30 protein-coding genes and 2 pseudogenes are annotated in these 23587 nt (G+C 58.3%); 12 read left to right on the plus strand and 20 right to left on the minus strand.

From position 1 onward, the window contains the following. Nucleotides 1-25: 25 nt before the first annotated feature. The 8 genes and pseudogenes from JFU47_RS33530 to JFU47_RS06930 all read right to left on the minus strand — a co-directional run. A pseudogene (locus JFU47_RS33530) lies at nucleotides 26-180 on the minus strand (5,10-methylene tetrahydromethanopterin reductase); the annotation flags it as partial. 2 nt (nucleotides 181-182) lie between these two features. Next, nucleotides 183-302 (minus strand): annotated as a pseudogene (locus JFU47_RS06900) (hypothetical protein); the annotation flags it as partial. Continuing rightward, on the minus strand, nucleotides 302-739 hold the full coding sequence (locus JFU47_RS06905; RefSeq protein WP_201182030.1) for an acyl-CoA dehydrogenase: 438 nt from the start codon (nucleotides 737-739) through the stop codon (nucleotides 302-304). The pseudogene JFU47_RS06900 and the gene JFU47_RS06905, both read right to left, overlap by 1 nt. 10 nt (nucleotides 740-749) lie before the next feature. Continuing rightward, entirely contained in the window at nucleotides 750-1952 is a 1203-nt protein-coding gene (locus tag JFU47_RS06910) for an SfnB family sulfur acquisition oxidoreductase (protein ID WP_201182031.1), read from the minus strand. Nucleotides 1953-2253: 301 nt separating this feature from the next. Beyond that, the gene (locus tag JFU47_RS06915) at nucleotides 2254-2604 is read right to left on the minus strand and encodes a hypothetical protein (RefSeq protein ID WP_140682201.1); all 351 of its coding nucleotides are present in this window, start codon (nucleotides 2602-2604) and stop codon (nucleotides 2254-2256) included. A gap of 159 nt (nucleotides 2605-2763) precedes the next feature. Further along, entirely contained in the window at nucleotides 2764-2952 is a 189-nt protein-coding gene (locus tag JFU47_RS06920) for a cupin domain-containing protein (protein WP_342215368.1), read from the minus strand. Nucleotides 2953-3048: 96 nt separating this feature from the next. Continuing rightward, nucleotides 3049-3384 (minus strand): hypothetical protein, encoded by a 336-nt coding sequence (locus JFU47_RS06925; protein WP_201182034.1) that lies wholly within the window; start codon nucleotides 3382-3384, stop codon nucleotides 3049-3051. A gap of 130 nt (nucleotides 3385-3514) precedes the next feature. Continuing rightward, nucleotides 3515-4078, minus strand: coding sequence for a helix-turn-helix domain-containing protein (locus JFU47_RS06930; RefSeq protein ID WP_201182036.1), 564 nt, complete (start codon nucleotides 4076-4078; stop codon nucleotides 3515-3517). On the opposite strand from JFU47_RS06930, the gene JFU47_RS06935 reads away from it, so the two are divergent. After that, the gene (locus tag JFU47_RS06935) at nucleotides 4073-5107 is read left to right on the plus strand and encodes a DMT family transporter (RefSeq protein WP_342215363.1); all 1035 of its coding nucleotides are present in this window, start codon (nucleotides 4073-4075) and stop codon (nucleotides 5105-5107) included. The two genes, JFU47_RS06930 and JFU47_RS06935, sit on opposite strands and share 6 nt — an antisense overlap. Before the next feature lie 58 nt (nucleotides 5108-5165). Here the strand turns inward: JFU47_RS06935 and JFU47_RS06940 are convergent, their stop codons facing one another. The 3 genes from JFU47_RS06940 to JFU47_RS06950 form a co-directional block, all read right to left on the minus strand. Next, nucleotides 5166-5519, minus strand: a complete 354-nt coding sequence (locus JFU47_RS06940) for a hypothetical protein (RefSeq protein ID WP_242485089.1) — start codon at nucleotides 5517-5519, stop codon at nucleotides 5166-5168. Between the two features lie 97 nt (nucleotides 5520-5616). Then, on the minus strand, nucleotides 5617-6315 hold the full coding sequence (locus JFU47_RS06945; protein WP_201182040.1) for a hypothetical protein: 699 nt from the start codon (nucleotides 6313-6315) through the stop codon (nucleotides 5617-5619). Beyond that, nucleotides 6315-6821 carry a PAAR domain-containing protein gene (locus JFU47_RS06950; protein ID WP_201182042.1) on the minus strand — a complete coding sequence of 169 codons (507 nt, stop codon included), beginning with the start codon at nucleotides 6819-6821 and terminating at the stop codon, nucleotides 6315-6317. The genes JFU47_RS06945 and JFU47_RS06950 overlap by 1 nt, the downstream gene beginning before the upstream one ends. Before the next feature lie 395 nt (nucleotides 6822-7216). On the opposite strand from JFU47_RS06950, the gene JFU47_RS06955 reads away from it, so the two are divergent. From JFU47_RS06955 to JFU47_RS06990, 8 genes are all read left to right on the plus strand, one after another. Beyond that, nucleotides 7217-7498 (plus strand): DUF3077 domain-containing protein, encoded by a 282-nt coding sequence (locus tag JFU47_RS06955; protein WP_201182305.1) that lies wholly within the window; start codon nucleotides 7217-7219, stop codon nucleotides 7496-7498. Next, nucleotides 7495-7761: a short-chain dehydrogenase gene (locus JFU47_RS06960; protein WP_201182044.1), complete on the plus strand. Its 267-nt coding sequence runs from the start codon at nucleotides 7495-7497 to the stop codon at nucleotides 7759-7761. The genes JFU47_RS06955 and JFU47_RS06960 overlap by 4 nt, the downstream gene beginning before the upstream one ends. A 222-nt stretch (nucleotides 7762-7983) precedes the next feature. Next, nucleotides 7984-10902: a monovalent cation/H+ antiporter subunit A gene (locus JFU47_RS06965; protein WP_201182046.1), complete on the plus strand. Its 2919-nt coding sequence runs from the start codon at nucleotides 7984-7986 to the stop codon at nucleotides 10900-10902. Then, nucleotides 10902-11246, plus strand: coding sequence for a Na+/H+ antiporter subunit C (locus JFU47_RS06970; protein WP_123367228.1), 345 nt, complete (start codon nucleotides 10902-10904; stop codon nucleotides 11244-11246). The genes JFU47_RS06965 and JFU47_RS06970 overlap by 1 nt, the downstream gene beginning before the upstream one ends. Continuing rightward, the gene (locus tag JFU47_RS06975) at nucleotides 11243-12925 is read left to right on the plus strand and encodes a monovalent cation/H+ antiporter subunit D (RefSeq protein WP_201182049.1); all 1683 of its coding nucleotides are present in this window, start codon (nucleotides 11243-11245) and stop codon (nucleotides 12923-12925) included. Before JFU47_RS06970 ends, JFU47_RS06975 begins: the two co-directional genes overlap by 4 nt. Next, a complete protein-coding gene (locus JFU47_RS06980; RefSeq protein ID WP_201182051.1) occupies nucleotides 12922-13410 on the plus strand; it encodes a Na+/H+ antiporter subunit E in 489 nt (162 codons plus the stop codon). The genes JFU47_RS06975 and JFU47_RS06980 overlap by 4 nt, the downstream gene beginning before the upstream one ends. Beyond that, a complete protein-coding gene (locus tag JFU47_RS06985) occupies nucleotides 13407-13685 on the plus strand; it encodes a K+/H+ antiporter subunit F (RefSeq protein WP_008151692.1) in 279 nt (92 codons plus the stop codon). The genes JFU47_RS06980 and JFU47_RS06985 overlap by 4 nt, the downstream gene beginning before the upstream one ends. Then, nucleotides 13682-14044, plus strand: a complete 363-nt coding sequence (locus JFU47_RS06990; RefSeq protein WP_201182053.1) for a Na+/H+ antiporter subunit G — start codon at nucleotides 13682-13684, stop codon at nucleotides 14042-14044. Before JFU47_RS06985 ends, JFU47_RS06990 begins: the two co-directional genes overlap by 4 nt. A gap of 157 nt (nucleotides 14045-14201) precedes the next feature. Here the strand turns inward: JFU47_RS06990 and JFU47_RS06995 are convergent, their stop codons facing one another. From JFU47_RS06995 to JFU47_RS07010, 4 genes are all read right to left on the minus strand, one after another. Further along, nucleotides 14202-14639 (minus strand): DUF3995 domain-containing protein, encoded by a 438-nt coding sequence (locus tag JFU47_RS06995; RefSeq protein ID WP_123367232.1) that lies wholly within the window; start codon nucleotides 14637-14639, stop codon nucleotides 14202-14204. Between the two features lie 129 nt (nucleotides 14640-14768). After that, the gene (locus tag JFU47_RS07000) at nucleotides 14769-15785 is read right to left on the minus strand and encodes an ABC transporter substrate-binding protein (protein WP_140682185.1); all 1017 of its coding nucleotides are present in this window, start codon (nucleotides 15783-15785) and stop codon (nucleotides 14769-14771) included. Nucleotides 15786-15903: 118 nt separating this feature from the next. Continuing rightward, a complete protein-coding gene (locus JFU47_RS07005) occupies nucleotides 15904-16107 on the minus strand; it encodes a hypothetical protein (protein WP_201182054.1) in 204 nt (67 codons plus the stop codon). Beyond that, the gene (locus JFU47_RS07010; RefSeq protein WP_076031578.1) at nucleotides 16107-16577 is read right to left on the minus strand and encodes a hypothetical protein; all 471 of its coding nucleotides are present in this window, start codon (nucleotides 16575-16577) and stop codon (nucleotides 16107-16109) included. Before JFU47_RS07010 ends, JFU47_RS07005 begins: the two co-directional genes overlap by 1 nt. Before the next feature lie 413 nt (nucleotides 16578-16990). Between JFU47_RS07010 and JFU47_RS07015 the strand changes: the two genes are divergently transcribed. The 3 genes from JFU47_RS07015 to JFU47_RS07025 all read left to right on the plus strand — a co-directional run bounded on the left by JFU47_RS07015 (nucleotide 16991) and on the right by JFU47_RS07025 (nucleotide 17999). After that, complete coding sequence (locus tag JFU47_RS07015) at nucleotides 16991-17239, plus strand: hypothetical protein (protein WP_201182307.1); 249 nt, start codon at nucleotides 16991-16993, stop codon at nucleotides 17237-17239. A gap of 158 nt (nucleotides 17240-17397) precedes the next feature. Continuing rightward, the gene (locus JFU47_RS07020; RefSeq protein WP_201182055.1) at nucleotides 17398-17628 is read left to right on the plus strand and encodes a hypothetical protein; all 231 of its coding nucleotides are present in this window, start codon (nucleotides 17398-17400) and stop codon (nucleotides 17626-17628) included. A gap of 131 nt (nucleotides 17629-17759) precedes the next feature. After that, the gene (locus tag JFU47_RS07025; protein ID WP_123367236.1) at nucleotides 17760-17999 is read left to right on the plus strand and encodes a DUF2789 domain-containing protein; all 240 of its coding nucleotides are present in this window, start codon (nucleotides 17760-17762) and stop codon (nucleotides 17997-17999) included. On the opposite strand, the gene JFU47_RS33085 is transcribed toward JFU47_RS07025, so the two are convergent. The 5 genes from JFU47_RS33085 to JFU47_RS07045 form a co-directional block, all read right to left on the minus strand. Then, nucleotides 17996-18211, minus strand: a complete 216-nt coding sequence (locus JFU47_RS33085; protein WP_242485090.1) for a hypothetical protein — start codon at nucleotides 18209-18211, stop codon at nucleotides 17996-17998. The genes JFU47_RS07025 and JFU47_RS33085 overlap by 4 nt on opposite strands. Nucleotides 18212-18332: 121 nt before the next feature. Then, nucleotides 18333-19937: a methyl-accepting chemotaxis protein gene (locus JFU47_RS07030; RefSeq protein ID WP_201182056.1), complete on the minus strand. Its 1605-nt coding sequence runs from the start codon at nucleotides 19935-19937 to the stop codon at nucleotides 18333-18335. Nucleotides 19938-20138: 201 nt separating this feature from the next. After that, complete coding sequence (locus tag JFU47_RS07035; RefSeq protein WP_007907888.1) at nucleotides 20139-20543, minus strand: TraR/DksA family transcriptional regulator; 405 nt, start codon at nucleotides 20541-20543, stop codon at nucleotides 20139-20141. A 328-nt stretch (nucleotides 20544-20871) separates the two neighbouring features. Beyond that, a complete protein-coding gene (locus JFU47_RS07040) occupies nucleotides 20872-21894 on the minus strand; it encodes an ABC transporter permease (RefSeq protein WP_008153855.1) in 1023 nt (340 codons plus the stop codon). Between the two features lie 57 nt (nucleotides 21895-21951). Continuing rightward, nucleotides 21952-23517, minus strand: a complete 1566-nt coding sequence (locus JFU47_RS07045) for a sugar ABC transporter ATP-binding protein (protein ID WP_201182057.1) — start codon at nucleotides 23515-23517, stop codon at nucleotides 21952-21954. Between the last annotated feature and the right edge of the window lie 70 nt (nucleotides 23518-23587).

Consider the following 23587-nt stretch of genomic DNA (forward strand, 5'->3'; position numbering starts at 1 on the left):
CTCTGCGCGGGAACGATCATCAACTCAGCACCATTGACCCTTCGTAACTGACCCAGGTTTTGTATTCCTCGAACTTGGCTTTGGCCTTGCGTCGGTCTCGCCAAAGATCACGGTTTGCAGGTTGAAGATCAGAATCGTCGACGAATCGCGTCCGGCTTCGGCAGCCCGACGACGGATGTCGGGGTCCAGTACTCCAGATCCTTGTACTGCCAGGAGCGATCCCGCGGATGCGCCCACAAACCTGGCGACTGGTGACCGACGCAGTTCATGTCAAACGCGTTGAGACGAATTTCGCGGCCCATCAAACAGCACTCCTAAAGCTTGGGGGGTGGATGCCGTTGAGGCGGAAATTGCCGATGAGGTGGAGTTTCCAGCGCAGCGGGTCATGCAGTGATCCGGGCAACACGGTGCGTTGGCCGGTGAGTTCGACTTCAGCGTTGCTGACGGCATTTAGCGCGTCGGCGCTGGCCAGGTGCGACTCGGCGATAGCGACGCTGATTTCCGTGTCGTCATCAACGCTGTTCAGAAAGTCTTCGGCGCGTTCGAGCAGCGCGGCGGCGACTTCAATGCGGATGTGCAAATCGCCGAAGCGGCTGATGACGTAAGGATCATCCGTGGCTTGGGCCTGCTGCCGGACGAAACGCAACGTCGCATCAAGCACGCTGCGAGCGTTGTGCAGGTCGTGCTGACTTTTGGCCAGGGTCTGCCCGGCAACAATCGGTTGAGTCAAAGCGTTCATGGAGGGCTCCTCAGTTCCAGGCGTGGCGCGCAGGCTTCACGCCGTTGAGCAGGTAGTTGCCGATCAGGTGGTATTTCCAGCGTGCCGGATCGTGCAGGGTGTGCGTCCGGGCGTTGCGCCAGTGGCGGTCGAGGTTGTACTTGCCGAGCACCGAGCGAGTGCCGGCCAGCTCGAAGAGTTTGCTGCTGGCAAGCAAGGCGATCTCGGCCGATAGCACTTTGGCCTGGGCGACCACCACCGAAGCGCGGGCCACCGTGTCTTCGTTGGGGTTGAGCAAGGTATGGTCAATGGCGCGACCGGCCTTTTTGAGGATCGCTTCGGTGCCGTGGACCCGCCATTCGAGGTCGCCGATCGCAGCGATACTGAACGGGTCCTGCCAGCCGTGATCCTGTCCGCTGTCGATCCATGGCCGGGCTTCGCGGGCGTAGCGTTTGGTTTCTTCAAGGGCGCCGACGGCAATGCCGGTGTCCACGGCAGCCTGAATGATTTGTGAAATCGGGCCGTCGGCGGTGGGTTCGTCGAAGGCCTTGTGGGCCGGGATCACCGCACTGAGCGGGACTTTCACCGCGCTCAGGGTGACACCGCCGCTGGCCGTGGTGCGCTGGCCGAAACCGTCCCAGCTGTCGATGACGGTCAAGCCGGGAATGCCACGCTCGATGAAGGCGATGAAGGCCTTGTTCTCTTCATTGACCGCCACTGCTGGCACGATGTGCGCGAACAACGCGCCGGTGCAGTAGAACTTTTCGCCATCGATTTGCGCGGTGTCTTTATCAAAGCGAATTCGGGTTTCGAAGGCCCCGGCGTTTTTGCTTTTGGATTCGGAGAAGGCGTTGCCGAAACGATAGCCCTGCAGGACTTTGCCGAAGTAGTAACGCTTCTGCTCCTCGGTGGCGGTTTGCAGCAGGATGTCGAGTACGCCGAGGTGGTTTTGCGGGATCTGACCGAGGGATGAGTCGGCAGCGGAAATGATCTTGATCACCTCCGCGACGGTCACGTAGGAAACGCCGGCGCCGCCGTATTCCTTGGGAACGGTGATGCCCCAGAGGCCGCTGGCGGAGAATTCGTCGAGTTCGGCAACTGGCAGGCGTCGCTCACGGTCGCGGACACTGGCCTCAATGGCGAAGCGGGCGGCGAGCTTGTGAGCGACAGCGATGGCTTCGGCGTCCGAGCGGATCACGTGGGCGGTGCGAGAGGGTTGGGCAGAGGCTGTCATGGGCCGACTCCGGGGTTTCGGGTGAGTACCCAGAGCCTATTGCAGAAGTCATGCCTGAAAAGGAGTTACACAATTTCAACAGGTTACCGAACTATCTTGAGAGGTTTCACCTACAGAAAAACAACAAACTGTTTGTTAGCTGTTGATCGGCGGACAGTAGTGCCTGGCAATATCCAATCAACGAAAAAGCCGATCCAGATGACTCAATAGCAAATCGAAATTCGCCGGACAGAACCTGTCATCAAGCTCACTGTTATGGGCTGGATCGGCGAAGGGTGCAGCCAATCGCCTGAGTGGACGATCAGTCTTTCAGTTCATAACTCGTCTCTGGTGAAGGTAACTTGTCCTCACCTTGCTGCAACGAATAACTGACAACTGCTGAGTTCCCTTGGGAAAAAGAAAGGTATCGCACGTTAACATCCAATGGTTTGCCCAGGTTAATCTCGTTAAATTCCAGATCCGTAGACCATGTACCGTAAGCCCTCAGCCAAACAGTTAGTATGTCGCCGACCCGAGCCTGTGAAATGACTGGCACCCGGATCGTACCTCCATTTTTTACCGCTTCTCTGTAAATAATCGACCCTTCTGCCTGAAGGATTGTGGGCGCCAACAACTCCGAATTAATGCGGATCTCTTTCAGTTCATAAGTCATACCTAAACTCTCCTTAGTTTGGACAGCATCATTACCGCGATTGGCAATGACCATCGTGTGCACACCAGTGCGCTTCAATTGGGCTCCCGCCCACAGGACTTGTCTACTGTCAGAACTAACAGGCCTATACCACTTACAGAGATCGCCTCAGGCCTGAAATCAGATCACCACATTTCGCACAAACCGCGCCACCACCGGCCCATCGTTACGATAGGAATGCGGCTGGTTGCTGGCGAACAGGTAGAACTCGCCGGCAGCGATCTCATGCGGCGCGTCGCCCAGCATCATAAGCTCGCCGCCCGCTTCGCCATCAGTTACAGAAGCCGTGCCAGTTATTAATAGGGGTATTAATCAACTATTTATGACTTATTCAACGAAAACACACTCACTAAAAAAAACGCAAAATGTTCAATCGCTATTGCCCTGCCAACAGCCAGGCCTGCTTCACAAGCACATCGACACGCCTAAATCGATCACTTCGCTTTGTTGGAATGGATCGTCGACCCAATACCGAATCCGCATCCCAAAACTGTTAATAAACGCGCAAGCAGGAATCACAAATGATGCCCCCGCTCCAGTAAGTGGGGTCGTTAATGTTTTGGAAGTGCTGTCATTGCTGTATTCGAGGGTCACCTGGATGCCCGGATAGACACCCCGGCTCAATACAATATCGACCCGGGCGCCGGCTACGACATCTTCGAGAAAGACGATGTCGCCGCAGGCCACCGGCAGTACGGGTGCAGGTAAAAGCTCTGACGGCTTTTTGTGATGAATAGACATATATGAACCCAATGTTGAGGAGTGGACCGCCATCCGCCGGCGCACTCATCATTGTCTGGATCCAAGACCAATCGTCTACTGTAAGAAGTAACAGGTATATATGTGTTTGACGTGGCAAAATCAGCGCCGATCAAATCACCACGTTTCGCACAAACCGCGCCGCCACCGGCCCATCGTTGCGATAGGCGTGGGGCTGGTTGCTGGCGAACATGTAGAACTCGCCGGCAGCGATTTCCTGTGGCGTGTCACCGAGCATCAGCGTCAGGCAGCCTTCGAACACGTAGATTTGTTCACTCCAGCCCTCGGCGTCCGGTTGCGACGGGTAAATTTCCCCCGGTTGCAGACACCACTCCCACTGTTCCACCTCACGGGTAGCCGTGGCTTTGGACAATAAAACGGCTTTGCTGCCAGGAATCGTCCCGGCCCACGCCACTTCGTTGATGCGACTCGGATCGCGTGCATCCGGGGCCTGGATCAGGTCGCTGAACGCCACGTCCAGCGCTTCGGCGACGCGGTCGAGGGTAGTCAGGCTGACATTCTTCTCGCCGGCCTCGATGGCCACCAGCATCCGGCGGCTGACCCCGGATTTTTCCGCCAGCGTCGCCTGGCTCATGTCGGCGGCGTGGCGCAAGCGTCGAACGTTTTGGCTGACGTGCTGAAGGACCGAAGTCCGTTGCGTGGAATCTTTGTGCACTATATTGCTCACTTGATGGGGTTGGGCAGTATACTGCGCAACATTCGGCGCATTGTGCGTCGCCCTCAGGTAGCGCGCAAGGTCATGACGTCGGTGAATACCCCTCACACTTCCTCCCGTTTCTCGCGGTTCAGCAAGGCCGAGTGCGTGCTGGTGCTGATCACCATGGTCTGGGGCGGCACCTTCTTGCTGGTGCAACATGCGATGACCGTCAGCGGGCCGATGTTCTTCGTCGGTCTGCGTTTTGCCGCGGCGGCGATCATTGTTGCGCTGTTTTCCTGGCGACACCTGCGAGACCTGACCCTGTTCGAATTGAAGGCTGGGGCCTTTATCGGAGTGGCGATCATGCTCGGTTATGGTTTGCAGACCGTCGGGTTACAGAGCATTCCCAGCAGTCAGTCGGCGTTTATTACCGCGTTGTACGTGCCCTTCGTGCCGTTGTTGCAATGGCTGGTGCTGGGGCGGCGTCCGGGGTTGATGCCGAGCATCGGGATCATGTTGGCGTTTACCGGGTTGATGTTGCTGTCGGGACCGGCCGGTGCTTCGTTCAATTTCAGCCCGGGTGAAATCGCCACGTTGATCAGCGCCGTGGCGATTGCGGCAGAGATCATTCTGATCAGCACGTATGCCGGCCAGGTCGATGTGCGTCGGGTGACGGTGGTGCAATTGGCGGTCACCTCGGCGCTGGCGTTTTTGATGGTGGTGCCGACTCAGGAAAGTATTCCGGACTTCTCCTGGCTGCTGTTATGCAGCGCGTTGGGTCTGGGCGCGGCCAGTGCGGCGATTCAAGTGGCGATGAACTGGGCGCAGAAGAGCGTTTCGCCGACCCGGGCGACGTTGATTTATGCGGGTGAGCCGGTTGGGGCCGGGATTGTCGGAAGGATTGCCGGGGAGCGGTTGCCGGCGATTGCGCTGGTGGGTGCGGGGTTGATTGTGGCGGCGGTGATTGTCAGTGAGTTGAAGACCAGGGGTAAAGATCGCGAGACAATTGAGGAGGCGTTGGAAAGCGAGTCCGTCGACTCAAACTAATGAGCATCACAACCGACGTTCAAGCTCCCAACTTTCCAGGATCAGTCTGATCCCGCGCTCACTCTGGTAATGACCGGATAATGTCAGCGAGATCATCTCTGGTGAAGCCGTTAGACTTTATGGCCGCAGCCACATCTTCCTTCGAAAGCGGGAAGCGCTTGAAGATTTCCTTCAGCGTATCGGCATCAATATTTGACATCCAAAGCGGATCGATAAACGAGCCTCCATATTCCGGCTTCATCGGCACTTCTTCGTGTGCTATTGCACCCTTATGATTCAAGTAAACGACATAACGGTCATGCCCTTCAGGAAAGCTCTTGTCATGATAAAGCGTGGTGCCGAGAGGCAGCACATAATAGTTTTCATCGCCATTCGGCCCCTCAATAAGCAACGGTTCTTTAGTCTTAATCATTTTCATATCGTGCGACCTCGTAACGTTATTAATCACAACAAATGCCAAAACGACCGAATTGATCAAAATCAACCCTGCTAGCCAAAAAGGAAACTTGTTACTTGTAAACATTCTTTTTGTCATAACGCGCCTCGGTATTCCCTTCGAGCATAGCCTGCAAGTCTGCTGGCATAAAAATGCCATCCTGTGTCCATTTCTGCGTGCGCGCCGCCTGCCTCTCTGTCCAGGAAAGCCCTCTCATCTCCCGATACTCGGCAGGGTTCTGCACGATCGCCTTGCCTGAAACCTTGGCTCCATCAATTGTCACCGTCGTGCAATTGTTGGTGGTTGGATGATAATTCGCTGGTAAAACGTAACGTGTCGCGGTAGCGGTCTTTTTTCTTAGCTCTTTTTTCTGTGCCACGACCCCATCAAAGTGAGCAATCACCGCTTCAGCCTTGGTGTTTTCCAAAAAGTAGACAAAACCGGTCGTTGTCCGCCCGAGGCTGTTTTCTCCAGAAATGTAAGCCTTGAAAGAGGTCCAGACATTTAATACACCCTCGCCTTCACTATCAAAGGTTCCCCAGGTTTTCCCATAACGTCCGAAATCGTACGTAATGTCTTTGCTACCCACGACAACATGAAGCGCCGCGTGCCCAAAAAGGTGCTCTTCCTTGTCACGAGTATAAGGACCACCGACCAGTAACTCCATGTAGGCACCGGAAACTACCAACTGATTAGTTTTGGTAGTTTTGCCTGGTGCCCCTACAGTTTTTGCCGCCTGCGTCGTACCCGACGCCTTAGTAGAGTCAACCATTAAAGATGTTCCGTATCTTCAAGTTTTGGAAATTTTATGCTGCAGCTTCCCCGCGGGACATTTGGCACATGAACAAATCCATTTTCATCGAGAACGCCGGCGATCACCGCCCCATCTGGCAGTGTCAATTCATACGACTCGTTGGGAATCGGCTCTTCTCTGTTATTGAGTAATTGAAATTCGACGAAAGTCTTTTCCTGCAAAAGTTTGCGGAAAATATTACTGGCACCGCTGGCCCCAGCATCGCCGACAAATGTATCTGGAGAACCTGCTGTGATTGTGGCGCCGCAAGCCGTTAACGATCCGACATGTGCCACATCTTTACCGAGTCCAAAAACGTGTGGGGCACCCGTTGTTATTGGATTGCTGCCGTGAATGGGACAGGAGTAGATATCTCCCACCAAGGCTATCGGGAGAGTGTTGACAAAAATAGGGCTTGAGCCGGTCGTGATGTTTCCGCCGTGACTTCCTGGGTCTCCAAGTCGCGCAACTGGCTTTCCTGCCATGATTTCTCTCCTTTGAACATCAAGAATCGCGAATAGTACATGATCCGCAAAATGGATTTTGCGTTGTTGTGAGCCCCGGAGCATACCTACTAGCAAAGCAGCTGTTTTGGCCTTTGGCCGGTTGACTGCCCTGCCCTCACTCCCTATCCGCGCGTCTGTCACGACTCATTCGTGATCGGGTTTGACGGCTCGGCTGCATCCTCAAGACGTAGAGTTCCTTAACTTTGTGCGCGTACCTATTCGTCCGCGGCAAAGCCATATGGTAACTGTGCATGGGGCATCTTCGGGTGCGCCGGGTTCTTGGGACCGGTCCGTCAACCTGCGCACAGTTGCCACCCATTCGTTTGACGGCAAACAGGTGGCAGCTCTTACTTTCTCAAGAGTTAAATCAATGAATAACTCCACCACAAAATCCACCCCTCTTCGCCCGCTGCGACCACGTCGACCACCACCTCTTCGCCGTACAACCCGATATCCCATTACTCGATGCCCTCGAACACGCCGCGCTCTACCTCAGCTGCGCCGAAACCCTCGCCCATCAAGCCCCCACCGCCACCCGCCCTGAACACAAAGTTTCATTACGCTGGGCCAGCCAGCAAATGCTTGGTACTGCGCGCTCGTTGGTTCAAGCATCCATTGATGGGATGCACGCAGCCCAAGCTGGAGGTGACGCATGAACCCGCATATGCCGATGATCAACAATGACTGCGACATCCCGGTGTTGCTGGTCGCCACTCAAGCGCCGTTGGATTTGTTGCACAGCAACGCGGCCACACGGTTTCTGGCCGTGACGCAGATGATGGAAAGTCTGACCAGCCTTGATATCACTCAAGCAAAGGGGGCCGATGTGCAGCAACTCGCGCATGCGGCGGCAATGTTGCTGCGCGATGGGTGTGATGTGATGGATGTGTTGGGTCGGCAGCTTCGGGCGCAGGTCTGACGGTAGCCGTTTGATCGCCGAGATTGATGTTGACTGTCAGGGCCCCTTCGCGAGCAAGCGGGCTTGCTCGCGAAGGGGCCGAAACGGTTGAAACCGGCCCCTGGAAACAATGTGAATCAGGTTTTTTCCGTCTACCTTGTAGGATTCTGCGACAGCTTGGCGTTTGGTGATCCGAGAGCTGGCACGTATGATGCTTCACAAACTTCCGCAGATTAGAAGCCTATGTCCCTGATAGTTCTACTGCTTCTGCCTTTTATCGGCAGCTGTCTGGCAGCCTTGCTGCCGCACAACGCGCGTAACACCGAATCTTTGTTGGCTGGTCTGGTTGCCTTGATAGGCACTGTTCAGGTTGCCCTGCTGTACCCGCAAATCGCCGATGGCGGCGTGATCCGCGAAGAATTTTTCTGGTTGCCCAGCCTTGGCCTGAACTTCGTCCTGCGCATGGACGGGTTCGCCTGGCTATTCTCGATGCTGGTGCTGGGCATCGGCACGCTGGTTTCGTTGTACGCCCGCTACTACATGTCGCCGGACGATCCGGTGCCGCGGTTCTTCGCGTTTTTCCTGGCGTTCATGGGCGCCATGCTCGGGCTGGTGATCTCCGGCAACCTGATCCAGATCGTGTTTTTCTGGGAGCTGACCAGCCTCTTTTCATTCCTGTTGATCGGTTACTGGCACCACCGCGCCGATGCGCGACGCGGTGCCTATATGGCGCTGATGGTCACCGGCGCAGGTGGTTTGTGCTTGCTGGCGGGGGTCATGCTGCTCGGCCATGTGGTCGGCAGCTATGACCTGGACAAGGTCCTGGCCGCCGGCGATCTGATTCGCGCACACGCCCTCTACCCTATTCTGCTACCCCTGATCCTGATCGGCGCCCTGAGCAAAAGCGCGCAATTCCCCTTCCACTTCTGGCTGCCCCACGCCATGGCGGCGCCGACACCGGTTTCGGCCTACCTGCACTCGGCGACCATGGTCAAGGCCGGGGTGTTTCTACTCGCACGGCTGTGGCCGTCGCTGTCCGGCAGTGAAGAATGGTTCTACATCGTCAGCGGCGCCGGTGCCTGCACCCTGTTGCTCGGCGCGTACTGCGCGATGTTCCAGAACGATCTCAAGGGGCTGCTGGCCTACTCGACCATCAGCCACCTGGGCCTGATCACCCTGCTGCTGGGCCTGAACAGTCCGCTGGCCGCTGTGGCCGCGGTGTTTCACATTCTCAACCACGCCACGTTCAAGGCTTCGCTGTTCATGGCCGCCGGGATCATCGACCACGAAAGCGGCACCCGGGACATTCGCAAGCTCAGCGGCCTGATCAAGCTGATTCCGTTCACGGCCACCCTGGCCATGGTCGCCAGCGCCTCGATGGCCGGCGTGCCGCTGCTCAACGGCTTCCTGTCGAAAGAAATGTTCTTCGCCGAAACCGTGTTCATCAATGCCACAGCCTGGATCGAGATGACGCTGCCCATCGTCGCGACCATCGCCGGCACTTTCAGCGTTGCCTACTCGCTGCGCTTTACCGTCGATGTGTTCTTCGGCCCGACCGCCACCGACTTGCCGCACACCCCGCACGAACCGCCACGCTGGATGCGCGCGCCGGTGGAGTTGCTGGTGTTCGCCTGCCTGGTCGTGGGGATTTTCCCGGCGCAGGTGGTCGGCCCGTTGCTGGCCGCGGCGGCCCTGCCGGTGGTGGGCGGCACCTTGCCTGAATACAGCCTGGCGATCTGGCACGGCTGGAACGCGCCGATGATCATGAGCCTGATCGCCATGTCCTGCGGCATCGTGCTTTATCTGCTGTTGCGCAATCAGCTCAAACACGGGCGTTTCAAGTACCCGCCGATCATTGGCCGGTTCAACGGCAAGCGCCTGTTCGAACGCAGCCTGGTGATCATGATGCGCCTGGCCCGTCGTCTCGAGCGGCGGATCAGCACCAAGCGCCTGCAAACCCAATTGTTCCTGGTGGTGCTCGCGGCCGTGTTGGCCGGGTTGATCCCGATGCTCCACAGCAGCCTGAGCTGGGGCGACCGGCCGAAGATTCCGGGTTCGATCGTGTTCGTGACCCTCTGGCTGCTGGCGATTGCCTGCGCCCTCGGCGCGGCGTGGCAGGCCAAGTATCACCGGCTCGCGGCCCTGACCATGGTCAGCGTCTGTGGCCTGATGACCTGCATCACCTTCGTCTGGTTCTCGGCGCCGGACCTGGCGCTGACGCAATTGGCCGTGGAAGTGGTGACCACGGTGTTGATCCTCCTCGGTTTGCGCTGGTTGCCGCGCCGGATCGAAGACGTTTCGCCGCTGCCAAGCACCCTGCGCAAGGCGCGCATCCGCCGTATCCGCGACTTGCTGCTGTCGACCGTGGTCGGTGGCGGCATGGCGTTGCTGGCCTACGCGATGCTGACGCGCCAGACGCCGAACGACATTTCCTCGTTCTACCTCAGCCGTGCCCTGCCCGAAGGCGGCGGCAGCAACGTGGTCAACGTGATGCTGGTGGACTTCCGCGGCTTCGACACCCTCGGTGAAATTACCGTGCTGGTGGCCGTGGCCCTGACCGTATTCGCCCTGCTGCGACGCTTCCGACCTCCGAAAGAAAGCCTGCAATTGCCGGCCCAGCAACGTCTGCTGGCACCCGACGTGGTCACCGACCTGGTCAACCCGCGTCACGCCAGCGACACCGCGCTCGGGTTCATGATGGTACCGGCGGTGCTGGTGCGCCTGCTGTTGCCGATCGCCTTTGTCGTGTCGGTCTACCTGTTCATGCGCGGCCACAATCAACCGGGCGGCGGTTTTGTCGCGGGTCTGGTGATGTCCGTAGCGTTCATCCTGCAATACATGGTCGCCGGCACCCAGTGGGTCGAGGCGCAAATGAGCCTGCGACCGCTGCGCTGGATGGGCACTGGTCTGCTGTTCGCCACGGTCACCGGGCTCGGGGCGATGGCCGTCGGGTATCCGTTCCTGACCACCCACACCTGGCATTTCGAACTGCCGGTATTCGGCGACATTCACATCGCCAGTGCGCTGTTCTTCGACATTGGCGTGTACGCCGTGGTGGTCGGTTCGACCCTGTTGATCCTCACCGCCCTCGCTCACCAATCGGTACGGGGTCACAAGACCGCTGCCCTGCCTCGATCCGTCGCCACGCAAGGAACCGTCTGATGGAAGAAGTCATCGCAATCGCCATCGGCGTGCTGGCCGCGTCCGGGGTCTGGCTGATCCTGCGGCCACGAACGTTTCAGGTGGTGATGGGCCTGTGCCTGCTGTCCTACGGCGTCAATCTGTTCATCTTCAGCATGGGCAGCCTGTTTATCGGCAAGGAGCCGATCATCAAGGACGGCGTGCCGCAGAATCTGTTGCACTACACCGACCCGCTGCCGCAAGCGCTGGTGTTGACCGCGATCGTGATCAGCTTCGCCATGACCGCGCTGTTTCTGGTGGTGCTGCTGGCTTCCCGGGGCCTGACCGGTACCGACCATGTGGATGGCCGGGAGCCTAAAGAATGAATCTGATGCCGCACCTGATCGCTGCACCGATTCTGCTGCCGCTGCTGACCGCTGCCGTGATGCTGATGCTGGGCGAGAAACACCGTCCGCTGAAGGCCAAGATCAACCTGTTTTCCAGCCTGGTGGGACTGGGCATCGCGGTGCTGTTGCTGCAATGGACCCAGGAGACGGGTGTCCCCGGCTCCATCGGCGTATACCTGCCGGGCAACTGGCAGGTGCCGTTTGGTATCGTGCTGGTGGTCGATCGACTGTCGGCGCTGATGCTGGTGCTGACCGGGATCATCGGCGTCAGCGCCCTGCTGTTCGCCATGGCCCGTTGGGACGGCGCCGGTTCGAGTTTCCACGCGCTGTTCCAGATTCAGATGATGGGCCTGTATGGCGCGTTCCTGACGGCGGACCTGTTCAACCTGTTTGTGTTTTTTGAAGTGTTGCTGGCGGCCTCTTATGGCCTGATGCTCCATGGTTCGGGTCGGTCGCGGGTGTCGTCGGGGCTGCATTACATCTCGATCAACCTGCTGGCCTCGTCGCTGTTTCTGATCGGCGCGGCGCTGATCTACGGCGTCACCGGCACTCTGAACATGGCTGACCTGGCGCTGAAAATTCCGCTGGTGCCGGAAGCCGATCGCGGCCTGCTGCATGCCGGAGCAGGGATTCTGGCCGTGGCGTTCCTGGCCAAGGCCGGGATGTGGCCGCTGAACTTCTGGTTGGTGCCGGCCTATTCCGCGGCGAGCGCGCCGGTGGCGGCGATGTTCGCGATCATGACCAAGGTCGGCGTCTACACCTTGCTGCGTCTGTGGACCTTGCTGTTTTCCGGCCAGGCCGGCGCGTCGGCGTACTTTGGCGGCGACTGGCTGGTCTACGGCGGCATGGCGACCATCGTCTGCGCCGCCGTCGCGATTCTCGCCGCACAACGACTCGAGCGCCTGGCCAGCCTGAGTATTCTGGTGTCTGCCGGGATTCTGCTGTCGGCCATCGGTTTCGCCCAGCCGAACCTGATCGGCGCGGCGCTGTTCTACCTGGTCAGCTCGACCCTGGCGTTGAGCGCGTTGTTCCTGTTGGCCGAGTTGATCGAGCGTTCGCGTTCGGCCAATGAAATGCCGTTGTTCGATGACGGCGATCTGCCGCGACCGATGGAATCCTTGCAGCCGCCCAAAGGCATCAACCTCGATGACGAGCAGAAAGCCGTGGTCGGCCAGGTGATTCCCTGGACCATGGCGTTCCTCGGGTTGAGCTTCATTGCCTGCTCGCTGCTGATCATCGGCATGCCGCCGCTCTCGGGATTCATTGGCAAACTCGGCTTGCTCAGCGCCCTGCTCAATCCGCTGGGCCTGGGCAATGGCAGCGATGAGCCGGTTTCCAATGCCGCGTGGGGCTTGCTCGCGTTGTTGATACTGTCCGGGCTGGCATCGTTGATCGCGTTCTCGCGCTTGGGCATCCAGCGTTTCTGGACGCCTGAGGAGCGGCCGTCGCCGTTGCTGCGACGTTTCGAATGCGTGCCGATCATTGCGCTGCTGGGCTTGAGCATTGCGCTGACCTTCAAGGCTGAACCGCTGCTGCGCTACACCCAGGCGGCCGCCCAAGCCTTGAACAACCCGCAACAATACGTGATGGCGGTGCTCGGCACCCGTGCGATTCCAAGCCCGGAAGCCAAAGCCGCGGTAGCGGAGGTCACACCATGAAGCGTCTGTTTCCTGCTCCCTGGTTGTCGCTGGCGCTGTGGTTGCTGTGGCTGGTGCTGAACCTGTCGATGAGTCCCGGCAATCTGCTGCTGGGCGCGGTGCTGGGGTTCTGCGCGCCTTTGATGATGCGCAAGCTGCGGCCACTGCCGATTCGTATTCGTCGGCCGGGCGTGATTGTGCGTTTGTTCTTTCTTGTCGGTCGCGATGTGGTGGTGTCCAACCTCGCCGTGGCCTGGGGCGTGCTCAACGTCGGTCGCCGTCCACCGCGTTCACACTTCATCAAGGTACCGCTGGACTTGCGTGACGCCAATGGCCTGGCCGCGTTGTCGATGATCTGCACAGTGATTCCCGGCACGGTGTGGTCGGAACTGGCGCTGGACCGCAGCATTCTGTTGCTGCACGTCTTCGATCTGGATGACGAAGCGCTGTTCATCCAGCACTTCAAGGCAACCTACGAGCGCCCCTTGATGGAGATCTTCGAATGAGCGCCTTGCTGTCGAACGCAATCCTGCTGAGCCTGTTCATCTTTTCGCTGGCGATGATTCTGACCCTGATCAGGCTGTTCAAGGGGCCGTCGGCCCAGGACCGGGTTCTGGCGCTGGATTACCTGTACATCATCGCGATGCTGATGATGCTTGCGCTGGGCATTCGTTATGCCAGTGACACTTACTTCGAGGCGGCGCTGCTGATTGCGCTGTTCGGTTTCGTCGGCTCGTTTGCCCTGGCGAAATTCCTCCTGCGTGGCGAGGTGATCGAATGAGCGCAGAACTGTCTCTGTGGGTTGAAATTCCAGTGGCGCTCCTGCTGGTGCTCAGCAGTCTGTTTGCGCTGATCGGCGCCATTGGCCTGGTGCGGATGAAGGACTACTTCCAGCGTATGCACCCGCCGGCGCTGGCGTCGACATTGGGCGCCTGGTGTGTGGCGCTGGCCTCGATCATTTACTTTTCGGCACTCAAGTCCGGGCCTGTGTTGCATGCCTGGCTGATTCCGATTCTGTTGTCGATTACGGTGCCGGTGACCACGTTGCTGCTGGCGCGGGCGGCGCTGTTTCGCAAGCGTATGGCGGGGGATGATGTGCCGGCCGAGGTGAGCAGTCGGCGCACGGAGAGCGGGAGTTAAGTTCGCAGATTTGTATTGATTGTGGGGGCCTCTTCGTCGGAACGCCGCCCGGAGCCGGCTCGCTCCCACAGTTGATCTCTGTCAGACACAAAATCTGTGTTCACTGAAAATCCAATGTGGGAGCGAGCCTGCTCGCGATAGCGATAGTCCGGTCGAGTCAGATCCAGGCGACTGCCAACAACCCAGCCCCCAACACCACGCACAACGGCGAATAAGCCCAGGTGTCGAGCCGGGCAAACTTCGAATCCTTCACCTGTTTGAAGAACCCCATCAGATGCGAATCGCCGATCGCCCTGGCGAACATCAGCATCGCAATCGCGCTGATCACCCATTGCAGCGACCAGTGATTCACCGTCGGCAGATACAGGCCGACTCGCAAGCACACCAGCATCGCAATCAGCAGTAACCCGACCGCCACCAGCAACGTGGCAAAGCCTGAAGGTTTGAAGGCCGGCCTGGATTGCGCGCCGCCCTCTGCGGATATTCGCGGGACCGCCGCCTCGCTACCCAACGTGCCACCTGCCGCCCAGTACAGGTGGATCAGGCTGATCAACAGGAAGATGGCAGCCATCCATTGCGCGATCAATAGGCTCATGTTCGGACTTCCAGCGTGAAATGTCGCAGCAGAATGAACTTCCTTGAACGATTTTGTAAGGGTATTCGTCAGCAATGGCGGACTGCCATCAGTGCTGATCGATGACTTTGCACCGCCATGGCCCACCCTTTACTTCAATTCTGCAGACACCTTGTCGGCCACTTCCTTGGGCACCCAGGCCTGCCACACGTCCGGGTGCGCCTTCATGAACGCCTGCGCCGCCTGCCGTGGCGGAGTGTGTTTTACGCTCATCTCGGCCAGCGCCTTGTTCAATGGATCGATTGGCAAATCGACCTTGGTGAAGAACTCGGCAATCTGCGGATACTGTTTCTGGAATGGCGCGGACACGCCAATGGACAGCTTCGAGGGCAGCGAGCGAGTCGGTTTCGGATTTGGATTGTCGGCGTCTGTCAGGGTTTTCCAGGCATCGGCGTCGAACGGCGGCTCTTCGAGCTGAACCAGTTTGAAGCGGCCAAGCAACGGAGTTGGCGACCAGTAATAGAACAGCACCGGTTTGCCGCGCCGAATCGAAGAACTGATCTCCGCATCCAGCGCTGCGCCGGAACCGCTGCGGAAATTCACATAGCTGTCGTCCAGCCCATACGCCTTGAGTTTCTGTTTGTTGACCACTTCCGACGTCCAGCCGATTGGGCTGTTGAGGAAGCGTCCCTTGCCCGGGGTTTCCGGATCTCTGAACACGTCCTTGTATTTCGGCAGGTCGCTGACACTGCGCAGGCCCGGCGCCAGCGGCTTGATGCCTTTCGCCGGGTCGCCCTTGATCACATATTCGGGCACCCACCAACCCTCGGTGGCGCCCTTGACCGTATCGCCGAGACTCGCGACTTTGCCTTCGGCCTCAGCCTTGACCCAGACCGGACTGCGACCAGCCCATTCTTCGCCAATCACCTGAATGTCATTGTTGGCGAGTGCGGTCTCCAGGGTGATGGTCGTCCCCGGCAACGTATCGGTCGGCAGCCCGTAGCCCTTCTCGACAATGATCCGCAGGATATCGGTGATCAGGCTGCCACTTTCCCAGTTCAGGTCGGCGAAGTGGATCGGCGCCTGGGCAGCGAACACTGGAACGGGTGAAGCCAACAAACCGAAAGTGGCCAGAGTAGCGGCCAGTAACCGTCGAAATCCGTTCATGCTTTTGCACCTCGTGCTGTTCACAGCAATAGCAGGATGGCCTGGCAGAAGACCGCAAAGCCTCTGAATACTCAGTCAACTGACTGTAGTAGAGGTTCCTGCTTTCGAGGGAGGTCAATCAGATTTCGGGAGGTTCCTGCAAGCGCGCCAACGCTCTTCGTACCATGCTGGCGTATTCCGCCGGACGCAACGTATAGATCTGTGACGCCACCCAACCCAGCCATGCACCTTGCAAAACAGCCTTCTGCTCGAACAGGCGCTGGGCTTCGGCTTGCGCACTGGCCTGGTTCTGTTCGTGGAAGTCGGCGCGGGTCAGGGTCATTATTCGCTGGCCTTGAAGGTGACCAGTTCCCCTTTGCGCCACTTGGCAGCCTTGGCGGTCACGGCTTTCAGGGTTTTGGTCAGGCCTTCCTGCAACTGTTGGTGAGCGGCGAACACCATCACCACGCCATGACCTTCCTTGAACACGATCCCGTGGCCATCAGCGGTGGTGACGAACGCGTAATCACCCAGGCCGTAAACCGTCAGTTTGATTTCGCGGAACTTGATGTCCAGCTTGCCGCCTTCGCGACTGGGCAATACAGAGGCGCTGAAATGATCGCCGACCTTGAGCTTAAGCCCAGGTTTGTCATCAACCACCAGCGCCTCTTCGGTGTCGATCTCGGCAATATAAATGCCTTCAGCGTTCTGTTCGGTGATGTAAACAAAACGTGACTGGAACTGTTTAACCAGCTTTGCGCGCAAATCACCCAGCACGAACAAAGCATGCATATCGAGATTACTTACTGCCAAGGAAACATCCCCACATCTGAAAATGATGCTGCACGCAGGAAAACAGCGCACAGCAGAAAAAAGCGGCAATGCCGAAGGTGTTGCAAAAAGGCCCGGGTTGAAATCCTGGAACGAGCAGAGGGCTCATCCATCGCGAGGCTTGAGAAGACTACTGGAACAACACTCACGTCGTCTTGCCTGGCGTTCGTCAGAGGTTGAAGGAAAAAGCCCTTCCGACGGCCAGAAAAACGGGACTACCAACTTTAGGGAAAAAACTCTTTAAAAAAAGCACTTTTCCGACATATCGCCAGCAAAAAATTGCTTTAGATGAACATCGATCGCCAAACACTGACGGTGATTCTAGAGCAGCGATGCTCATCGAGACTACCCAAAACCACGTACGCACGTCGGTAAAACAACGAAAAGGACTTCATATGTGCACGCTGACACATTTTGCTTACCCTCAGGCGCCTAACACGAACAGCTCGAGGACACTGCCCCCAGGGATGTTTCAACCGCATGAATACTGCCCTGAAGAGCTTGCCCGGCCACGTTTTCAGGTCATTTTGGCCGGTAATGCCTTTTTTCATATCAAGGAAATTTCCACCGGCCGCGTCAGAGGTTTCCGCGGCAATCATAACGAAGCCTGCGCCCTTGCCCGCTCGCTCGAGTTATGCGGTTGACGGTCCCGCCACGTTCATTTCCATAGACGCTTCGTCACGCCGGCGACTTAACTCAGCCGCCGGCATGCAACTACTGCCATACTGCCCGACCAATGAAATCCGTCCCCAGGGTGGGCGGCGTTCAAAACAACAGAATATTTTCAAGGGAAGGCGGCTACGTGACGGAATTTGATATCGGTGAATTTTTTATCCGGGGCGAAGCCAGAGAGGTCGAAGGCGAATTCCAGGCAGTCATTGTCATGCGCGCCAAACCACCGCTGACCACCGTGACGTATCACCAGGTCGAGAAGGATCGCTGGTTCAAGACCTCGGACGTCGCCACCATTGCCGCCCAGGATGCCGCGAAGGCGCTGAAGGTTGCCGTCGATGAAGGTGCATTGAAAGCCTGATAGTCGGTTTGCAGTCTATGCTCACTTCTGCTTTTGAACATCGCCATCGAACTCCTGAAGCGCGGCTCTCTCAGATCTATTGAAGCCGCCCCTCAGATCTCGCACTCGACGCGACCCGCAAGGAGATGAACATGGATTCACCGACACATGACTTGAAAGGTTTGTTCGACCAACTCGGCCTGAACTCCAGCGAAAAGGCCATCGACGATTTCATTGCCAGTCATTCACCCCTGGCCGACGACAAGAAACTCATCGATGCCGAGTTCTGGACCCCGCAGCAAGCAGGCTTCCTGAAAGAACAATTGCGTGAAGACGCGGATTGGGCGCGGGTGGTCGACGACCTGAACCTGCGCATGCATCAGATTCACTAGCCTCTGACTCTGTGCAGGCTGTCGGGTGTTTCGGCGTTCAGTTGCGCCAACCAGGCAGCCCTGCACTCCTGCGCCTCTTCGCGACTTGAGAATGCCGTTCCGCGGCGCTCGCCATTCAGCAGCACCACCCAACAAGCACGCTTCCCCAGCGAACGCAAACTGGCAGGCACACCGCTGCCTATCATGACCGCGACATCGACTCTGCTTTGCATGCTGACCTCTCGAACTTCATTAGCAACCTAACTATGTAGGCATGGTAATGAGTTCATCCGCGAGGAAACAGCAACGCAACTGCACAGCTTCGTTGTTGAACCGGTAACAATAGCCGGTCAATCAACGAGGGTTTTCTGGCTTGTAACCCAATCGCAAACCACCCCAATGCCGGCCCTTGAGCATGATCGGCACCGAGAGGTCGTGCATCAGTTCACCGGTGTCCCGGGTGTAGGTTTGCAGCAGTACGGCCTGCTGGTGACTGCCGCAGCGGATACCGGTGCGGTCGGCGAATTTGCGTTTGGTGCGGTTCTGCAAGGTATCGACCTGCGCATCACCGGTCAGTGGTTGGCTGAAGACCTTGTTGTGGGTCGGCACATAGCCCTGCTGCGTACAGGCGATGGCGAACACCAGGCCTTCATGGCGCGGCAACAAGGGTTCCTGGATCGCCGGCAAGACCTGATCGGCGTAGCGATCGAAGCGGGTCTGGTATTTGGCCGGGCTGGTGTTGGGAATGGTTTGGTAATTGCGGTCAAACAGGTCATCGAGGCTCACGCGGCCCTCATCGATATCCGCTTCAAAACGCGCTGCAATCTGACTCGCGCCTTCACGGGCCAGGTCATAAATCCGCTGGTGATAGTCATCCAGCCCGACTTCGGCGAGGCGTTCGCTGATGGTTTCGGCCTGACCTTCCATTTGCACGGCGGCCTGGGCCAGACGCTGGGTCTGTTGATCACTGATCGCCAGATCGCTGCGCATCTGTTCGATGGCGTGAAACAGGCTATCGAGTTGTTCGCGGTTGGTGTCGGCGCCCTTGGCTATTTCCCCGACCTGGCTTTCGACGCCGGCAGCCAGACGCGCAATGTTCTCCAGGTGCTGACCGGTGTGCTCGACCTGTTCGACACCGGTGTCGAGGTCGCTGGACAGTTGACGGATCTGCTCCACCACTTGCGCGGTGCGTTGCTGAATATCAGCGACCATCTCCCCGACTTCACCAGTGGCCGTCGCGGTGCGCGCGGCCAGGCCGCGAACCTCATCGGCCACCACCGCAAATCCGCGACCATGTTCGCCGGCCCGCGCCGCCTCGATAGCCGCGTTCAATGCCAGCAGATTGGTCTGGCTGGCGATGGACTGGATCACCAGGGTGACCCGTTGGATATCATCACTGCGCAGACTCAGGGCTTCGATCAGTTCACGGCTGTTGCTGGCGCGCTGACTGAGTTGATGCATACGGGCGATGGACTCGATCAGCTCCGTACGCCCTGCCTCGCTGCTCTGATGAGCCTCGCTGGCCGCGCTGAGCGCTTCCCGGCTGAGTGTCGAGGTGGCTTGTTCGGTCGCGATCATTACTTCGGCGTTGCTGACAATCTGCGCCGCGGCACCGAGCTGCGATTGCAGTTTGTCGGCCAGTTGCTTGACCGAAAAGGCCACGCCAGCGGCAGACAACGCGTTATGACTGGTGGTGTAGGAAAGATCGCGAGTCAACTCGGCAATTGCGCTGGTGCTGTCGGTGGGGGTTGCCTCAGGGGTGGCGCGCGAGCGCAAGCGAGGTAGCCATATAACCAGCATCGCCAATGGCAGGCCAAGGTAAAGCGACCAACCGCCCAGCGTCATGCCGCACAACAACAGCATCAGGGCGATGCTTTGCAGGGTCGGCGTCAGCCAAAGGTTTTTCGGCAAAAGCACGGGTGCAGACGCTGCTGCAACCAGAGATCCGTCACGCGTCATCTTCGTCACCCCACAAATAATTCTAATTGTTGTATCGGCATTAAACGCCACTACAAGGCCATTATCTATGATCCATTAGTAGTGGGCATTGCAGCAGATCAATAGAAGTACGCGGGTTTTTCGCAGACGAAAAAAAGCATCGCGGGCAAGCCTTGCTCCTGACAGGAGTGAGGCTTGCCCGCGATGCGGGGCGTTACGAAATCAGGCCTGACGCTGGTGCTTGTCGATCTGTTCGTGACGCTCTTGAGCTTCGATGCAGTACTTGGTGGTCGGGCTGATCAGCAGGCGCTTCAGGCCAATGGCCTCGCCGCTGTCGTCGCACCAGCCAAAGCTGTCTTCCTTGATGCGTTCCAGAGCCTGTTCCAACTGAGGCAGCATGCGTTGGTCGCGATCGATCGCGTTCACCAGCCAGGTGCGCTCTTCTTCAACAGAAGCAGCGTCGGCCGGATCGGCCGGGGTGTCCAGGCTTTCGATGGCGATGCGGTTCTGTTCGATGCGCTCATGGGTTTCGACTTTCATGTTCTGCAACAGCTCAGAGAAAAAAGCATGTTGCTCGGCATTCATGTAGTCATCCGCCGGCATGGCCAGCAACTTGTCCTTTGTCATTGATATCTCTATAAAAAAACGTGCATTAAGGCGAATTAGGGAGCGTTCCGGCGGACCTGGGTTGGCCATCAGAACGGCGCCGTGTAATTCCAAGCGCCACCCGGCACTCAATTTACGAGGGGCGGCAGTCTAAGGCCGACTTGAGGCCTCAGCAACTGAAAAGACAGCGAATTTGTCCGACTAAGCCCTGAAAGTGCTCTACGGCAGTCTTTGCGATGGTTATCGGAGTGCGTTTATAGCAAGAAATTCAATCGAGCGGCTGTATATAGAAGACAAATGGTTGCGCCACGCGGGTCAGGCGTGGCGCATTGGCTGCTTTATCGGCGGGTCAGCGCTTGAGTTTGCGCTTGTTGCGGTACTGATCGATGACCACTGCGACCACGATGATCAGGCCTTTGATGATGTCCTGAATGTAGGCATCGACGCCGACAAAGGTGAAACCGCTGGCCATGACCCCGAGGATCAGTGCGCCGATCACCGTGCCGGTGATGCGCCCTACTCCGCCGGCCAGGCTGGTGCCGCCGATCACGGCCGCGGCAATCGCGTCCAGCTCATAAGACATGCCCATCCCGGCCTGCCCGGTCGCAGCCCGTGCCGACGCCACCACACCCGCCAGGCCTGCCAGCAAACCTGCGATGCTGTAGACGATCACCAGATGCCGCTTGACGTTGATCCCCGAGGTACGCGCCGCCTGCATGTTGCCGCCGATGGCGTAGGTGTACTTGCCGTACTTGGTGTAACGCAGGGCGATGTGAAAGATCACCGCCACCACCAGGAAAATGATCACTGGCATCGCGCCGTGTCCGATCGCCGTGTAGGAATCCGAGAGCATGCTCACCGGTTGGCCTTCGGTGTAGTAACGCGCGAGGCCACGGGCCGAGACCATCATGCCAAGGGTGGCAATGAACGGCGGGATACCGGTGATGGCAATGATGCTGCCGTTGATCGCCCCCGCCAGCAGTCCCACCCCGAGCCCGGCAATCACCGGGATCCACACCGGCAAGTCAGTCAGCGACGGGAACACCGCCCGGGCAAAGTCCGACGTCTGGGCCAGACTGGCAGCGATCATCGCCGACAGCGCCAGCACCGAGCCGGAAGACAGGTCAATGCCGGTGGTGATGATGACCTGGGTCACGCCGATCGCCAGCAGACCGATAATCGACACCTGCAGGATCATCAGCACCAGACGCTGGGAGTTCATCAGGAAACTCTGGTCGCGCACGATCCAGCCAAACACTTCAAAGACCAGGCCGATGCCAATCAGCACCAGAAAAATACTCAATTCGGTCGGAAAGCGCCGGCGACTCTTGACCGGTGCCGTTGCTGGCTTGTTTTCCAGTATCGCGTTCATAAACACTCACCCTTCTATCGCGTCGCCGACGCTGGCCACAACCAGCGCCGGCATCCATTAGTGAACCGCGGACATGCCCGAGGCCAATTGCATCACTCGTTCCTGGGTCGCTTCGCTGCGGTCGAGGGTGCCCATCAGGTCGCCCTCGTGCATGACCATCACCCGGTCGCTCATGCCGAGCACTTCCGGCAGCTCCGAGGAAATCATGATCACCGCCATGCCTTCGCTGGCGAGGTATGAGATGAGCCGGTAGATCTCGGCCTTGGCGCCGACGTCGATACCGCGGGTCGGCTCGTCGAGAATCAGGATCCGTGGATTGGTCATCAGCCAGCGAGCCAACAACGCCTTCTGCTGATTACCGCCGGACAGCGTGTCGATGCACTGCTCCAGCGACGGGGTCTTGACCCGCAGCTTCTTGCACATGTCTTCGCACAAGGCGCGCAGGGCTTTTTGCTGGATGAAACCGTGGCCGGCGTAATGCGGCAACACCGCCATTTCCATGTTCTCCAGCACCGACAGGCACGGAAACAGGCCGCTGAGCTTGCGATCTTCGGTCAGTAACGCGAAGCCCTTCTCGATCGCCATGTGCGGATCACTGATGCGCACCACCTCGCCGTCGAGGCGAATCTCGCCACCGTCGCTCGGGGTGATGCCGAAAATCGCTTCGGCGACGTTGGTCCGCCCCGAGCCCATCAACCCGGCGATGCCGAGGATCTCGCCAGCGTGCAGGTCGAAGGAAACATCCTTGAAAATGCCGTCCAGTTTAAGGTCGCGCACCGACAGCAGCAGATCGCCGATCGGCTTTTCACGCACCGGGAACAACTGGCTCAGCTCGCGGCCGACCATCATCGAAATCAGGCTGTCGCCGTCCATGCTGTCGGCCCGTTGCAGGCCGATGTAGGCGCCGTCACGGAACACCGCCACTTCATCGGCGATGCTGAACACTTCGTTCATTTTGTGGGTGATGTAGATGATGCCTTTGCCCTGACTCTTGAGGTCGGCAATGATCGAGAACAGATGCGCAACTTCCTTGTCGGTGATGGCCGAGGTCGGTTCATCCATGATCAGGATGTCGGAATCGTAGGACACGGCTTTGGCGATCTCGACCATCTGCCGTTCGGCGATGCTCAGGTTGCCGACCTGCTCTTCCGGATCGAGGTTGATCCGCAGGCGTTCCAGCAGTTTCGCGGTGCAGCGATGCATTTCCCGGTGGTCGATCATGTGGAAACCGTTGAGCTGCTCACGGCCGATCCAGATGTTCTCGGCGATGCTCATGTGCGGCATCAGGTTGAGTTCCTGGTGGATCATCGCGATCCCGGCCTGGAGCGCAGCCAATGGCGTTTCGAAAACCACCGGTTTGCCTCTCAGGCGCAGTTCACCGGCGTCCGGCTGATAGATGCCGGCAATGATTTTCATCAGGGTGGATTTGCCCGCGCCGTTTTCGCCCATCAGGGCCAGCACGGAACCGGGGCGTACCCGAAGCTGCACATCGGACAAAGCCACCACACCGGGAAATCCCTTGCTGACGTTGATGATCTCCAGCAGGTACGGCTCATCGACAGGTGTTGCAGCTGGCTGGTTACCCACCAACGGGGTGCTCGAAGCAGTCGCTGAAGCGAACATGATCAGGTACTCCATCAGCAAGGTCGCGGTCGCAACCTTGCGTGTTTATTGTTGTTATTGAACGGACGGG

This window comes from Pseudomonas sp. TH39(2020), from assembly GCF_016650715.1.
In the GTDB taxonomy this organism is placed as follows: domain Bacteria; phylum Pseudomonadota; class Gammaproteobacteria; order Pseudomonadales; family Pseudomonadaceae; genus Aquipseudomonas; species Aquipseudomonas mandelii_C.

Coding starts and splice junctions, on each gene's coding strand:
- JFU47_RS07015 (WP_201182307.1), top strand. CDS start 16,991: ATGTGCACGCTGACACATTTTGCTTACCCTCAGGCGCCTAACACGAAC.
- JFU47_RS06990 (WP_201182053.1), top strand. CDS start 13,682: ATGAGCGCAGAACTGTCTCTGTGGGTTGAAATTCCAGTGGCGCTCCTG.
- JFU47_RS07030 (WP_201182056.1), bottom strand. CDS start 19,937: ATGACGCGTGACGGATCTCTGGTTGCAGCAGCGTCTGCACCCGTGCTT.
- JFU47_RS06975 (WP_201182049.1), top strand. CDS start 11,243: ATGAATCTGATGCCGCACCTGATCGCTGCACCGATTCTGCTGCCGCTG.
- JFU47_RS07040 (WP_008153855.1), bottom strand. CDS start 21,894: ATGAACGCGATACTGGAAAACAAGCCAGCAACGGCACCGGTCAAGAGT.
- JFU47_RS06910 (WP_201182031.1), bottom strand. CDS start 1,952: ATGACAGCCTCTGCCCAACCCTCTCGCACCGCCCACGTGATCCGCTCG.
- JFU47_RS07035 (WP_007907888.1), bottom strand. CDS start 20,543: ATGACAAAGGACAAGTTGCTGGCCATGCCGGCGGATGACTACATGAAT.
- JFU47_RS06980 (WP_201182051.1), top strand. CDS start 12,922: ATGAAGCGTCTGTTTCCTGCTCCCTGGTTGTCGCTGGCGCTGTGGTTG.
- JFU47_RS33085 (WP_242485090.1), bottom strand. CDS start 18,211: ATGCAAAGCAGAGTCGATGTCGCGGTCATGATAGGCAGCGGTGTGCCT.
- JFU47_RS06940 (WP_242485089.1), bottom strand. CDS start 5,519: ATGATTAAGACTAAAGAACCGTTGCTTATTGAGGGGCCGAATGGCGAT.
- JFU47_RS06925 (WP_201182034.1), bottom strand. CDS start 3,384: ATGTCTATTCATCACAAAAAGCCGTCAGAGCTTTTACCTGCACCCGTA.
- JFU47_RS07000 (WP_140682185.1), bottom strand. CDS start 15,785: ATGAACGGATTTCGACGGTTACTGGCCGCTACTCTGGCCACTTTCGGT.
- JFU47_RS06915 (WP_140682201.1), bottom strand. CDS start 2,604: ATGACTTATGAACTGAAAGAGATCCGCATTAATTCGGAGTTGTTGGCG.
- JFU47_RS07025 (WP_123367236.1), top strand. CDS start 17,760: ATGGATTCACCGACACATGACTTGAAAGGTTTGTTCGACCAACTCGGC.
- JFU47_RS06945 (WP_201182040.1), bottom strand. CDS start 6,315: ATGGTTGACTCTACTAAGGCGTCGGGTACGACGCAGGCGGCAAAAACT.
- JFU47_RS06965 (WP_201182046.1), top strand. CDS start 7,984: ATGTCCCTGATAGTTCTACTGCTTCTGCCTTTTATCGGCAGCTGTCTG.
- JFU47_RS06960 (WP_201182044.1), top strand. CDS start 7,495: ATGAACCCGCATATGCCGATGATCAACAATGACTGCGACATCCCGGTG.
- JFU47_RS07005 (WP_201182054.1), bottom strand. CDS start 16,107: ATGACCCTGACCCGCGCCGACTTCCACGAACAGAACCAGGCCAGTGCG.
- JFU47_RS06905 (WP_201182030.1), bottom strand. CDS start 739: ATGAACGCTTTGACTCAACCGATTGTTGCCGGGCAGACCCTGGCCAAA.
- JFU47_RS06950 (WP_201182042.1), bottom strand. CDS start 6,821: ATGGCAGGAAAGCCAGTTGCGCGACTTGGAGACCCAGGAAGTCACGGC.
- JFU47_RS07045 (WP_201182057.1), bottom strand. CDS start 23,517: ATGTTCGCTTCAGCGACTGCTTCGAGCACCCCGTTGGTGGGTAACCAG.
- JFU47_RS06995 (WP_123367232.1), bottom strand. CDS start 14,639: ATGAGCCTATTGATCGCGCAATGGATGGCTGCCATCTTCCTGTTGATC.
- JFU47_RS06985 (WP_008151692.1), top strand. CDS start 13,407: ATGAGCGCCTTGCTGTCGAACGCAATCCTGCTGAGCCTGTTCATCTTT.
- JFU47_RS06970 (WP_123367228.1), top strand. CDS start 10,902: ATGGAAGAAGTCATCGCAATCGCCATCGGCGTGCTGGCCGCGTCCGGG.